The sequence below is a fragment of the Bradyrhizobium agreste genome, from assembly GCF_016031625.1.
GTDB lineage: Bacteria > Pseudomonadota > Alphaproteobacteria > Rhizobiales > Xanthobacteraceae > Bradyrhizobium > Bradyrhizobium agreste.
In genome coordinates this window covers 83,995-97,185 of record NZ_JACCHP010000012.1, presented here as the reverse complement: position 1 = coordinate 97,185, position 13,191 = coordinate 83,995, and the positions used below count along the sequence as shown (strand labels likewise).

Here is a 13,191-nt window from a genome sequence, read left to right as displayed (position 1 = left end):
AATGCGACGTGTCTGAATGCGAAGAGCGCTGCTTTTTCAGATCGATGTGGCGGCGGCGTCACAACTGTGCCGTGTCACCGCATTGTCCGGCGCGCCGGGATGGATCAGGGCGCCATCGGGCGGGCCTGAGGCGCCTCAACCTGATTGCGATGAGATGAATTTTGGGGCCAGGCGGCAATCAGCCCTGTGCAGCGATGACCTCGCGCGGTCGGGGCGCGACCACGACGACATCCGATCGCCCATTCTCGACCTGAACGCGGTTGCGTCCCTTTTCCTTGGCGCGGTAGCACGCCGCATCCGCGCGCCGCATCGCATCCTCGAGCGTGATGTTGCCGTCGGCGATGCAGGCAACGCCGATGCTGGCGGTCACGGCAAAGCAGCGGTCGTTCCAGGCGAAATTGAACAGCTCCAGCGAGCGGCGCAGACGCTCGGCGATGTCGACGGCATCGAAGGGCGAGCATCGCGGCAGGATCAGGCCGAATTCGTCACCGCCGAGCCGGGCCACCAGATCATGCGCATGCCGGTCCTGCTGCAGCAGGCGCGAGACCTGGCAGAGCAGGCGGTCGCCGGCGAGGTGGCCGCAGCTGTCATTGACGCTCTTGAATTGGTCGAGGTCGAGCAGGATGAGGGCGAGCGCACCGGCTGCGCCATTGTCCAGCTCGGCTTGCAGGCGCGCCTCGAAGGCGCGGCGGTTGGAGAGGCCGGTCAACCAATCGTGCGATGCCTGCCAGGCCAGGCGCTCCTTCTCGGCATGCAAGGCGTCTTCGAATGCCTGCCGTTGCCGCACCAGCCGCCGCGTATGCCAGATCAGGAGTAGGATCAGCGTCGCGGCGGTGAGGATGTTGACGCCCGTCAGCGTCAGCTTGATCGCGCGGGATCCTTCACCGAGGACGGTGGAGAACCGCCTGGCATGCACGGTGAACTGGGCATTGAGCTCCGATAGCCGCGACGACAGGAATTGCAGGCGGTCGTCGTCCTGAATGGGACCTTTCTCCAGCTCGGATCGGATGACCTCGCCGAACACGCTGAGCTCCAGCAGCATGGGGTCGGTGGCGGCCCATTCCCTGATCGCGTCCTGGAGGAAGCTGACGCGGTTGAAATAACGAAACAGCCAGATCAGTCCCGCAACGTCGTCAGGATGGTTGCCGCCTTGCAGAAAGCCGATGCGGGCGGCCTCGACGTCGACCGGGTCGCGCTCCAGCGCCCAGCGCGCGAACTCGTCGCCGATGGGGACTGCGAGTGAAGCCTGATATTGCGCGAACTGGCTCGGCTCGCCCGAGTGCAGGTAGAGATTGAGGAAATAGACCGCGTTCTTCTGCGAGCGCGACCAGAGTGCTTCGCCGGCGACATAGGCGCGGACCGATGACATCACCTCGAGACTGAAGCCCGCGATCGCCGCCTGCAGCACGACGACCATCACGAAAGGCGAGACGAGCTTGATGACGTGAAGGAGACTACGTTCTCTCTTCGACGTCGCTGTTCTGCCAAACACCCTGCATTCCCCAAATCGATCAACGATCCCAGCGGAGCGTTGTGCGTGCAACGTCAAGTAGCGCAGAATGTTGCTTAACCGACCTGAAAAGTGCGAGCGACTGCGCTGCAGAGTGAAGGTGCTCTGAAGTGGATGGGCGCAGATCGCTTCAAATGCCGGTCAATAGGAACTGGCGCGGCCGGCGGCGAACCAATTCCTCGCATTCAACGTGTGCGGTTTACCCGATCGAGAGAAATCCGGTCGTCTGCTAGACCAGCACCGGCTTGCGCACGCGACCGGCGTCGCCGAACACGCGCAGGTAACGCTGGATTTCCGAGGGCAGGCCGGTCGCCTTCTCCGGATTATCGGAGAGCTTGACGGCAGGCCGGCCGTCGACCGACGAGACCTTGCAGACCAGCGAGATCGGATCGAGGCTGATGGAGCCGTCCGGCGTGCAGCCGACGAAATCGTTGGTGAGGTTGGTGCCCCAGCCGAAGGAGAGCCGCACGCGCCCTGCGAAGTGGCGATACGTATCCTCGATCGAACCGACGTCCATCGCGTCGGAGAAGACGAGCAGCTTGTCCTTGGGGTTGCGGCCCTGCTTCTGCCACCAGGCGATGATCTCCTCGCCGGCCTGGATCGGCGGCGCGCTGTCGGGTCGGAAGCCGGTCCAATCGGCGACCCATTCCGGTGCATCGCGGAGGAAAGCCCTGGTGCCGAAGGCGTCGGGCAGCGCGATCAGGAGGTTGCCGCCGTAAGTCTGACGCCACTGGTCGAGAATGCGGTAGGGCGCCCAGCGCAATTCCTCGTCGTCCCTGGCGAGCGCGGCCGCCACCATCGGCAGCTCGTGCGCGTTGGTGCCGATGGCTTCGAGATCGTTATCCATCGCGAGCAGCACGTTGGAGGTGCCGATGAAGGAGGAGCCCAGGCCTTCCTTCACCGCCTCGACGCACCAGCGCTGCCAGAGGAAGCCGTGGCGGCGGCGCGTGCCGAAGTCGGAGAGCCGCAGGTTCTCGAGCCGGCGCAGCCGTTCGACCTTGGTCCACAACTTGGCCTTGGCGCGGGCGTAGAGCACGTCGAGCTCGAAGCGGCCGCGGCCCTTCATGGCCGCGCGCGAACGCAGCTCGTTCAGAATCGCAAGCGCCGGAATCTCCCACATGGTGGTGTGGGTCCAGGGGCCGTGGAAATGCAGCTCGTACTGGCCCTCGACCTTGCGCAGCTCGTATTCAGGCAAGCGGAATTCTGCCAGCCAGCGGATGAAATCCGCCGAAAACATATGGGTCTTGCCGTAGAAGGTGTTGCCGGCCAGCCAGATCAGCTCTTTCTTGGTGAAGCGGATGGTGCGGGCATGGTCGAGCTGGGCGCGCAGCTCACTCTCGTCGATGATCTCGGCAAGCCGCACAAAGCGCGAGCGGTTGATGACCGAAAAGGTCACCTTCTGACTCGGGTAATCCTCCCGAATCATCTGCAACATCAATAGTTTGTAGAAGTCGGTATCGAGCAGGCTGCGGATGATGGGATCCAGCCGCCAGCTGTGATTGTAGGTCCGGCTCGCAATGTCAGTCACTGTCATGAGGGGATTTTAGCGCGGCTCCCCCGGCGCAACCAGTGGGTTTGGGAAGGGCAGTCTTGCGAAGCGCGGCACCTGATATCGGGACATGAGAACGGCAGCTCAGACTTTGGCGGCCGTCGCCGCGACGGCCTCGAGCTGGCTCCTGACCCAGCGGTGGGCCGGGTCCTTCTGGTAGCGCTGGTGCCAGACCATGAACATCGGCAGCTCGGCCAGGGTCTTGGTGCGGGACGCCAGCGGGATTGGTGTTTGCGCAAAGCCGCGCATCACGCTGGACGCGAGCAGGCTCGGCATGCTCGCCAGCATCTGCGAGCCGCGCAGGAACGACGGCACGCCGGAGAAGCTCGGCACGGAGATCGCGATGTCGCGGTGGAGCCCGTTCGCTGCCAGCCGGCGGTCGAAGTCGAGCCGCTCATTGTCGGTATAGACCACGGTGATGTGACGCGCCGCGAGATAGGCATTGCGGCTGGCCGGCGCGGCACGTGCCTTGGGATCGTGGTAGCAGACGTAGTGATCCCTCAGCAGTCGCTTCTGTACGATGTCGACGCCGGACGGCGGCAGCGGCGTGATCATGAGGTCGCAGCGGTTCTCGCGCAGCATCGCGGGCGAGGGCGATTGAGAGGGGATCACGCGCAGATTCAGGCTCTTCACCTGTGCGGCGACGTGATCGAAGAACCGCGGCAGCAGCAGGTCGCGCTGGAAGTCGTTGGCCGCGATCGTCAACGACAGCTGTGCGCGGGGCGGCTCGAAGCTGACGCCGCCGGCGAAGCTGCGCATTTCGTCGATCAGCGCGCGTGCCTTGCCGGCCAGTGCCTGCGCATGGGCCGTCGCGACGATGCCGCGGCCGGACTTGGCGAACAGCGGATCGCCGGCGATCCGCCGCAGCTTGTTCAGGGCGTGGCTGACGGCGGATTGCGTCAGGCCCAGGCGTGTTGCGGCCGCTGTGACCGAGCCTTCCTCCAGTACGGCGAGGAACAGCCGGAGGGCGTGGCCGTCGAGCGCCAAATGATCGATTTCTTTCATGCAATATATTATAATCGATCTATTTATCTGTGGAATAGTCCGGCCCATGATCTCCCGATAAGCCGGCCCGATTCCGGGCTCCAAGGGAGAGACAACGCCGATGAATGCCCAGGCGCCAGCCTTGCGGGATCCCCGCCTCAACCGTCCCGAGCCCTTGACGCCGCCGCTCGGCGACGGCGGCTTCTTCCAGCGCGACCGCGCGATCCATCCGCCGGCGCATGCGCCCGGCTACAAGTCCTCGGTGCTGCGCTCGCCGCGCCAGTCGCTGCTGTCCCTGGAGAACTCGATCTCGGAGATCACCGGGCCGGTGTTCGGGCACAATGATCTCGGCCCGCTCGACAACGACTTGATCCGCAATTACGCCAAGGACGGCGATCCCATCGGCGAGCGTATCGTCGTCCATGGCCGCGTGCTGGACGAGACCGGCCGGGGCGTCCCGAACACGCTGGTCGAGTTCTGGCAGGCCAATGCCGGCGGCCGCTACCGGCACAGGAAGGACACCTATCTGGCGCCGATCGACCCCAACTTCGGCGGTTGCGGGCGGGCGCTCACCGACGACACCGGGTACTACTATTTCCGCACCGTGAAGCCGGGCCCCTATCCCTGGCGCAACTACGTCAACAGCTGGCGACCCGCCCATATCCACTTCTCGGTGTTCGGCTCGGGCTTTGCGCAGCGGCTGATCACGCAGATGTATTTCGAAGGTGACCCGCTGATACCGGTCTGCCCGATCCTGACGACGATCCCGGACAAGGACGCGCTCGACCGCCTCGTGGCGCCGCTCGACCTCAACGCATCGACGCCGTTCGACTCGCTCGCCTACCGCTTCGACATCGTGCTGCGCGGCCAGCGCTCCACCTATTTCGAAAATCGCACCGCGGGGAACTAACGCCCATGCCGCAGCCGCTCAACTATCTCAAGGAAACCGCCTCCCAGACCGCCGGGCCTTACGTCCATATCGGCCTGATCCCGGCCATGGCCGGCTTCGATATCTTCGAGAAGAACTTCTCCAACGTGCTGGTGACGCCCAACACCAAGGGCGAGCGCATCACGCTGGAGGGCAAGGTACTCGACGGCACCGGCACGCCGCTGCGCGACGTGCTGCTGGAGATCTGGCAGGCCAATGCGGCCGGCCGTTACAACCATCCCGCCGATCGCTCCGCCGGGGCGCTGGATGACGAGTTTCGCGGCTGGGGCCGCGCCGGCTCCGACTTCGACAGCGGCCTCGTCACCTTCGAGACCATCAAGCCCGGCGCAATCACCGACAGGACGGGGCGCAAATGCGCGCCGCACGTCAACGTCTGGATCGTCGCCCGCGGCATCAATATCGGCCTCAACACGCGGCTCTATTTCTCGGACGAAGAGGCGGCCAACGCCGCCGATCCCGTCCTCAACCTGATCGAGCAGCCGATACGCCGCAAGACATTGATCGCGACCCGCAGCGAGCGCGCCGGCAAGGTCGTGTACGCCTTCACGATCAATCTGCAGGGGCCGGAGGAGACGGTGTTCTTCGACGTGTGAGGTGCCGGCGGCCGTCCTTTTTGATCACTCCACCCGGTCGTCGCGCTTGATCGTTCCGCGCGCGAGGAATTGCGGTGCCTGCCGCACCTCGCGCGATGCCGGGCGCTCGACCGGATCGCGCCCCAATTTTGGTTTCAACTCCACGAGATCAATGAATACGTCCGCCTGCCGGCGCAGGTCGTCGGCGACCATGGGCGGCTGAGTGGACAGTGTGGAGACGACCGTCACGCGGACACCGCGGCGTTGCAAGGCCTCGACCAGCGAACGGAAGTCCCCATCGCCCGAGAACAGGACGATCTGATCGACGTGCTTGGCGAGCTCCATTGCACTCACGGCAAGGTCCACATCCATGCTGCCCTTTATCTTGCGGCGGCCGGTGGTGGCGTCGACGAACTCCTTGGTGAGCTTGGTGACGACGGTGAACCCGTTGTAGTCGAGCCAATCGACCAAGGGACGGATCGACGAATATTCCTGATCCTCGATGATGGTGGTGTAGTAGAAGGCCCGTAACAGCGTAGCTCGGCTTTGAAATTCACTGAGCAGGCGTCTGTAATCGATCTCGAAGCCGAGCGCCTTGGCGGTGGCATGGAGATTTGAGCCGTCGATAAAGAGCGCGCTCTTCCCAAGCGAAGACATTATGCACAACTCCCGGGTTCGGCACGAAAGCCGACCGTTCAGCCGAAATGGCACGGCGTATCGGCGGGAAAAATGCTTGAATTCGCCGATGGCTTGCTGAAAAAGCGGCGCAGACGACCGGACAGGGTTGGCCGCCTTGCGCCGAGGTTAGGGAGGTTGCATGCCACCAGCGCCAGGGCGCCGAATGCCATCACGCTAGGGCGTGGGCATGCCCCGCTCAATTGTACGGAGGTAAAGGGCCTCTATCCAAAGGATGGGGCGCTATATACCAAGGTAAGTGGCAACGAGAGACACCGCGGTTCCGCAGGGCGCGTCGATCAGACCTGCGCGAGGTCCTTTGTCTGATGCTTCAGCCTTCGCCGCCATGCAGCCGCGCGCGGAAGGCGCGCGGTGAGACGCCCGTGGCGGCGGCGTAGACCCGGCTGAAATAGGCGGGGTCCTCGAAGCCGAGGGCGTAGGCGATCGTCGAGACCGGCAGGTTGGTGTAGACGAGATTGCGCCGCGCCTCGCGGATCAGGCGGTTGAGGATGAGATGCGAGGCGGTGTCCCCGGTCGCCGCCCGCGTGATCCGGTTGAGATGCGTCGGTGTGACCGACAGCGCCTTGGCATAGTCGGCGACGCTCCAGCGCTCCAGATGGTGCTGCTCCAGCAGCGCCTCGAAGCGGCGGAACAACCCGCTTTCCGCGGTGCCGTTGCCGCCACTCTCGAGCGTGAGCGCGCGTGCCACCAGCCCGATCATGGCCGACGACAAGGCGCGGAGCACATGCGCACGGCCGAAGTCGCGCGCGGCGTGCTCGGCGAAGATCTGCTTCATCGTGGCGCGGATCTGCGGCGTGCCGCGCACCACGGCCGACCGCGACAGCGCACCGCGCAGGCCCTCGGCGGCGAGCAGCGCTTCATCGAGGATCTCCGCGGCGATGGTCAACACCCACCCTTGCGTGTCGGGCACGAAGCGGAAGCCGTGGACGTGGCCGACCGGCACGTTGACGATCTGCATTGGCCTCAGCGGCACCACGCGCCCGTCGAGCGTCGCCTCGCCGCCACCGCGCTCGATCAGCAGCACCTGGTGCAGCCGGGCATGGCGGTGCACGGCCAGCGTCCAGTCGTGCAGCACCGATCGAGAGGCGATCGTCTCGCAATGCACGACATCGGGCAGATCGCCGGACTCGCCGAACAGATTGTAGACCCGGATCGCCGGGGCGGGGGCCGCGCTTCTCATGTTCGAATAGTACAAGACAAAGGCGAAACCCTCCATCGGTTTGCGGCTTAACGTATGCAAAAAAATGCCGACGGGAGGACGCAAAAATGAAAGTTCAGGTCTGTATCATCGGCGGCGGGCCGTCCGGGCTGCTCTTGTCCCAGCTCCTGCACCTCAAGGGCATCGACACGATCGTGCTGGAGAAATACAGCCGCGACCACGTGCTGGCGCGAATCCGCGCCGGCGTGCTCGAGCACGGCTTTGCGAAGCTGATGCGCGAGGCGCAGTGCGGCGAGCGGATGGACCGCGAGGGCGAGATCCACAACGGGTTCGAGATTGCCCATGACGGCGTGCTGTCCCATATCGACCTGCACAAGCATTCCGGCGGCAATTCGGTGCTGGTCTACGGCCAGACCGAGCTGACGCGCGACCTCTACGAGGCGCGCGACCGGGTCGGCGGCAAGGTCGTGCACAATGCCGAGGATGTCACGCCGCACGATCTGACGTCGGATCGGCCCTATGTGACGTATCGCTCGAACGGGCAGACGATCCGCGTCGATTGCGACTACATCGTCGGCGCCGACGGTTTCCATGGCGTCAGCCGCAAGTCGATCCCGAAGGACGTGCTGCGCGAATATGAGAAGGTCTATCCGTTCGGCTGGCTCGGCGTCTTGTCGCGCACGAAACCGGTCTCGCCCGAGCTGATCTACGTGAAGCACCAGCGCGGCTTTGCGCTGTGCTCGCTGCGCTCGCAGGTGCTGAGCCGCTACTACATCCAGGTGCCTCTGACCGACAAGGTGGAGGACTGGAGCGACGATGCGTTCTGGGCCGAGCTGAAGCGCCGCCTGCCGAACGAGGTCGCCGGCCGCCTGATCACGGGTCCGTCGATCGAGAAGAGCATCGCGCCCTTGCGCAGCTTCGTCGCCGAGCCGATGAGCTATGGCCGCCTGTTCCTCGCCGGCGATGCCGCGCACATCGTGCCGCCGACCGGCGCGCGCGGGCTGAACAGCGCCGCGTCCGACATCTACTATCTCTACCACGCGCTGCTCGCGCATTATCAGAGCGGCGACGATGCCGGCCTCAAAGGCTATTCCGCCAAGGCGCTCGCGCGGATCTGGAAGGCACAACGCTTCTCCTGGTGGATGACGATGATGCTGCACCGTCTCCCCGACCGGATCGAATATGAGGATCGGCTGCAGCAGACCGAGCTCGACTACCTGCTCTCGTCCGAGACGGCGCAGCGATTGCTCGCGGAGAATTATACCGGGTTGCCGTTTTAGCGCGGGCTCTCTTCACCCTCCCCTAGAGGGGGAGGGTCGATCGCGCGCAGCGCGAGCGGGGTGGGGTGATCTCTCCACACGGGCGGCGCTCAATGCGGAGAGATCGTCACCCCACCCCGTCTCCGCTGCGCTCCATGTGAGCCGACCCTCCCCCTCCAGGGGAGGGTAAGAGGCTCCTACTTTCCTTCCAGCGTATTGACGGGTGTCCAGTCCGGCGGCGGCGGAGTCTCCGTCAGCACTTTCGCGCGTTTCGCGAACCGGGCTGCCGCAGGATCGATCTTCGCGATGCCGCCGAACGCATCGGCTGCCTTCGCAAACTCCCTCGCCCGCCAGCAGGCCAGCCCTTCGGCATACGCCGTTGCCACCTTCGCCTGCGCCTCGCTCTCCGCGCCGGCTTCCGCCAGCGGCTCGAACACCCTGATCGCTTCGCCCCGGCCCTGCACCCTGATCGCGTCGAGCTCGCGCCAGGCGAAGCTATCGCCGGTCTGCGCCATCGTGGTTTCCGAAGCCATGATCGCGGTGCCGTAATATTTGTTGGCGCCCTCGAGCCGCGAGGCGACGTTCACGGTGTCGCTCATCACGGTGTAGTTGAAGCGACGCCGCGAGCCGATATTGCCGACCACGGCTTCGCCGCTGTTGAGACCGATGCGGTGCGACAGGCCGTGACCGGCGAAGGCGGGATGGCCGGCATTGAGCTCCGCCAGCTTTTTGTGGCACTTCAGCGCCGCCCGCACCGCATTGCGCGCGTGGGCGGGATCGTCGGCCGGTGCGCCGAACATGGCGACGATGGAATCGCCGATATATTTGTCGACGTAACCGCCATGGCTTTCGATGATGTCGGTCATGGCCGACAGATATTCGTTCATGAGCGTCACCAGCTCGACCGGCGTCATCGTCTCGGCGATCGAGGAGAAACCGCTGAGGTCGGAGAAGAACATGGTGACGTTGCGAGTCTCGCCGCCGAGCGCCGGCATCTTGCCGGAGGCGACCATGGTCTCGATCACCTCGGGCGCGAGGTAAAGCGCAAAGCTCTTGCGTAGGAAACGCTCGTCGCGGTCGGCCAGCACGAAGCGATAGCCGATCATGATCGCGAGCGCGGCAAGGCTGGCGAGCGCCGGCTCGGTCAGCGGCAGTGCCAAGGCATGGACGAATGCGCTGACGGCAACGACCGCGTAGACGATCGTGAGGCCGAGCCAGGCGATCAGCGCGCCGCTCGGCGCAAGCACGCCGGCCGCGCAGGCGATGATGGCCGCGAACGCGATCGTGAGCAGGGTCCGCGCCGGGAAGCCGAGCTCGGTCACGGCATCGCGCTCGATCAGGTTCCTGACCGCAGCGGCGTGCACGAACACACCGGCGACGTCGCTGCGGGTCTTTTGCGCGGTGCTGGCAGGCGCGGGCAGGGCGCATCGTGCCGACGGCGTTCCGTCATGGCCGCCGGACAGGCGCATCGAGGTGAGCTTGCGGTCCTCGAAGTTGAGGACGGTCCCGAGCAGCACGACCTTGCCCTCGAAGGCGCGCCGGAAGAAATCGCGGTCGCCTTTTTCGAGGCAGGCGCGCAGATCGGCAAAGGAGAAGGTCGGAACGTCGCGGCTGAGGCCGCGGAAGTTGAGCGTCAGCGTGTTCGGGACCGCGCTCGGGATTGCGTAGCCGGATAGCCCGGCCGCACCGGATGGCGCAATCTCGATCCTGGCGCCGAGCGCGCGGGCGGCGAGCTCGACCGCCATTGTGGGCACCGGCTTGCCGTCGATGGAGAAGCTGAGCGGCATCCGCCGGATGACATCGTCGACGTCGGTGTGGACATTGAGCGCACGGACGTTGTTGCGCACCGCCAGCCGCTGCGCAACGTAGGGCACTTCCCGATGGTCGTTGCTCAGGATCTCGCCGAGCACCAGCTTGCCGTTGTCGGAGATCTGCCGCAGCGCGATCAGATAGTCCCGGTCAAATCCGCGCAAGCGGGCACCGAACGACGACTCGCCAAAGGGAATCTCGGACTGCTCGATCGAGTTCTTGAAGATCACGTCGAAGCCGATCACCTTGGCGCCGCCGTCGCTGATGCTGCCGAGCACCCGGCCGATCTCGCGTGTCCAGGTCTGCGTCGGCGATCCCTTGAAGGGCGGCGTCTCGTAGGTCTCACCGTCGATCGCGACCACGACAACCGGCGATGCCGCGGGATCGCGGCGGTCGCCGATGATCCTGCCGCGCAGCGCGGTGAGGATGTCGAGCGAGAGGCCTTGCAGCGTCTGCAGCGGTGGGGACGTGAAGACCGCGCCCGCAAGGAGCGCGATCAGGATCGCCGCAACGATGTCCCGTCCCCCAATCCGCCGCATCGCCCCGTCGCCAGGTCCGCCTATTCGAGCCGCAGCAGGCGGCCGATGATCGGGGTCGGCGAGGAGGTGGCGCTGGCGTCGATCTGGAAGGCGTAGCGTTTGGCACCGAGAACGGCGAGGTAACTGCCGCCCGGAGTGAGTGTCTTCCCGGCCTTGGCGAAATCATAGAACTTGCCGCCGCCGGTCATGGCATCGCCCTTGAGCGGGATGCTGATCGTGGGCTCCTTGCCGTCGGTGCGCTCGATCACCAGCGTGCCGCCGGCTTTGGCTTGCACCAGTGGCGAGACGCCGTAGAGCGTCGGCAGCTTGGCGGGCCCGCCCTTGGCGTCCGAGCGCATCGTGCGGAAGGTCGTCGCGGCGCTCTGGTTCGCTTCGCGCTCGGACAGCTTTGCCGCATTGGAATCGCAGGGCACCTTTTCCCGCTTGACCTCACCCAGTTGCACCGTGCTCTGCTCGGCGCCGACCAGGACGACGCCTTCGCTGATGGTCTCGCGCTGGCAGGATTTCAGGTAGCTGAGCGTGATGCTGGCCTTGGGGCCGAGCTTGATGATCTTGCCCGGCGCCACGTAGTCCATGAACGCGATGCCGTCGACCTTGCCCTGGACGTCCTCGACGATCGCCGCGGGAGTCTCCGCCAAAGCGGGGGCGGCAAGGCAGAATGCGCCGACACAGGCGCCGATCAGGCTTTTCATGGGAATTCTCATCCAATTCGACGATGCTCTGGTGCCCGTCTGGTTCGATGCCTAGCAGCAGGGCGCCGGGGCAAGTGTGACCAGAATCACTCTTAGTTCTTGGTGCCACTCTAGCAGGAACAGGTTCAAACCGGCGACCGGAGAAAAATGGAGCCGCGGCAAGATGTTGGCGGATTGATCGGGTCAGGCGATCGGGACGGTCCCGGCCGGATGGTCCTCGTCTGAAGAGCTCTCCGCCGCACTCGCCAGACTGGGAGCGAGAGGGGCCTCGGCGCGCAGCAAAGGAGGACTCGTCCGCGGACCGCCGGCGATCTCGACCACCTCGTCCCAGCGCGACAGGAAAGCCTCGACGCAAGTCGGATCGAACTGGCGCCCCGCGTTCTCGACCAGGTAGCCGCGCGCGACCTCGAGCGGCATCGGCTCCTTATATGGTCGCCGCGTCGTCAGGGCGTCGAAGACGTCGGCGACCGCGACCACGCGCGCGGCGATCGGGATTTCATCCGCCTTCAGGCCCGTCGGATAGCCCGCGCCGTCCCAGCGCTCGTGATGGCCTGCGGCAATTTGCGCACCGAGCCGGATCAGCTCGCAGCTGGAATCGGCCAGGATGCGCTCGCCGATCGTCGCATGCGTCCGGATCACCGCCATCTCCGCCTCGGTGAGCTTGCCCGGCTTGAGCAGGATATTGTCGGGAATGGCGACCTTGCCGACGTCGTGCAAGGGGGCGGCGAGATAGATGTCGCGGCAGAGCCGGGCCGGCAGGCCAAGCTGCTCGGCGATGATGCGGCTGTAGCGGGCGACCCGCAGCGTGTGCTCGCCGGTGTCGTTGTCGCGGTATTCGACCGCGAGCGCGAGCCGCAGGATGATCTCCTCCTCACGCTCACCGAGCTTTCGTGTCGCGACCGCGACTTCGCTGGCCAGATGCGCGGCGCGGTCGTTCAGCTTGCGTACGGCTGCACCAAGCTGAACCAAATTCCGCAGGCGCACCGTCATCTCGACGCTCTGCGGCTGCTTGGGCAGGAAATCGGTTGCACCGGCCTGCAGCGCTTCCATCTTCACGTCATCGGTCTGACGCGAGGTGATCATCGCGATCGGAATATCGGCGCGGCCGGGAAGCCTGCGGAACGTGCGGATGAAGCTGATGCCGTCCATGTGCGGCATCTCGTAGTCGACCAGCACCAGATCGAAAGCGCGCTCCTGCGCGCAAGCCAGCGCCTCCACAGGATCGAGGAAGGTGGTGGCCTCGACCAGACCTTCAGCCTCGATGTGGCGTTTCAGGAAGTTGAGGACGGAGCGGCTGTCGTCAACCAGGAGCGCTTGGGTCAGCATCGGTGGCCGGGCTCTGTTTGATTGGCAAAGGCACGAACCCAAGCCATTACCTCGCGCCGATTTAACGCCAAGCAAATGCGACGCGGATGTGCGCGTTCCCATGCCAATGCCCGGCGGGTTGTGCTGGCCTGCATGCGGTTGCGCGAA

Annotated in this window: 11 protein-coding genes; 3 read left to right on the top strand and 8 right to left on the bottom strand. The window is 65.2% G+C overall.

What is annotated here, in order from left to right; translation table 11 throughout:
• Positions 1-178: 178 nt before the first annotated feature.
• The 3 genes from HZZ13_RS19675 to HZZ13_RS19665 form a co-directional block, all read right to left on the bottom strand.
• A complete protein-coding gene (locus HZZ13_RS19675; protein WP_197961193.1) occupies positions 179-1,492 on the bottom strand; it encodes a GGDEF domain-containing protein in 1,314 nt (437 codons plus the stop codon).
• Positions 1,493-1,739: 247 nt separating this feature from the next.
• Positions 1,740-3,044, bottom strand: coding sequence for a nicotinate phosphoribosyltransferase (gene pncB, locus HZZ13_RS19670; protein ID WP_197961192.1), 1,305 nt, complete (start codon positions 3,042-3,044; stop codon positions 1,740-1,742).
• A gap of 99 nt (positions 3,045-3,143) precedes the next feature.
• The gene (locus HZZ13_RS19665) at positions 3,144-4,064 is read right to left on the bottom strand and encodes a LysR family transcriptional regulator (RefSeq protein ID WP_197961191.1); all 921 of its coding nucleotides are present in this window, start codon (positions 4,062-4,064) and stop codon (positions 3,144-3,146) included.
• 100 nt (positions 4,065-4,164) lie between these two features.
• Here HZZ13_RS19665 and pcaH point away from each other — a divergent pair, with 100 nt between their 5' ends.
• Positions 4,165-4,953, top strand: coding sequence for a protocatechuate 3,4-dioxygenase subunit beta (gene pcaH, locus HZZ13_RS19660; protein ID WP_197961190.1), 789 nt, complete (start codon positions 4,165-4,167; stop codon positions 4,951-4,953).
• 5 nt (positions 4,954-4,958) lie between these two features.
• On the top strand, positions 4,959-5,585 hold the full coding sequence (gene pcaG / locus HZZ13_RS19655) for a protocatechuate 3,4-dioxygenase subunit alpha (protein ID WP_197961189.1): 627 nt from the start codon (positions 4,959-4,961) through the stop codon (positions 5,583-5,585).
• Between the two features lie 24 nt (positions 5,586-5,609).
• Here the strand turns inward: pcaG and HZZ13_RS19650 are convergent, their stop codons facing one another.
• Both HZZ13_RS19650 and HZZ13_RS19645 read right to left on the bottom strand, forming a co-directional pair.
• A complete protein-coding gene (locus HZZ13_RS19650; protein ID WP_197961188.1) occupies positions 5,610-6,221 on the bottom strand; it encodes a LabA-like NYN domain-containing protein in 612 nt (203 codons plus the stop codon).
• A gap of 349 nt (positions 6,222-6,570) precedes the next feature.
• On the bottom strand, positions 6,571-7,476 hold the full coding sequence (locus HZZ13_RS19645) for a helix-turn-helix domain-containing protein (RefSeq protein WP_197961187.1): 906 nt from the start codon (positions 7,474-7,476) through the stop codon (positions 6,571-6,573).
• Between the two features lie 50 nt (positions 7,477-7,526).
• Here HZZ13_RS19645 and pobA point away from each other — a divergent pair, with 50 nt between their 5' ends.
• Positions 7,527-8,699, top strand: coding sequence for a 4-hydroxybenzoate 3-monooxygenase (gene pobA, locus HZZ13_RS19640; RefSeq protein WP_197961186.1), 1,173 nt, complete (start codon positions 7,527-7,529; stop codon positions 8,697-8,699).
• Between the two features lie 176 nt (positions 8,700-8,875).
• On the opposite strand, the gene HZZ13_RS19635 is transcribed toward pobA, so the two are convergent.
• From HZZ13_RS19635 to HZZ13_RS19625, 3 genes are all read right to left on the bottom strand, one after another.
• A complete protein-coding gene (locus tag HZZ13_RS19635; RefSeq protein ID WP_197961185.1) occupies positions 8,876-11,026 on the bottom strand; it encodes an adenylate/guanylate cyclase domain-containing protein in 2,151 nt (716 codons plus the stop codon).
• 20 nt (positions 11,027-11,046) lie between these two features.
• Positions 11,047-11,718, bottom strand: coding sequence for a hypothetical protein (locus tag HZZ13_RS19630; protein ID WP_197961184.1), 672 nt, complete (start codon positions 11,716-11,718; stop codon positions 11,047-11,049).
• A gap of 183 nt (positions 11,719-11,901) precedes the next feature.
• The gene (locus HZZ13_RS19625) at positions 11,902-13,044 is read right to left on the bottom strand and encodes an HD domain-containing phosphohydrolase (protein ID WP_197961183.1); all 1,143 of its coding nucleotides are present in this window, start codon (positions 13,042-13,044) and stop codon (positions 11,902-11,904) included.
• Positions 13,045-13,191: the final 147 nt, after the last annotated feature.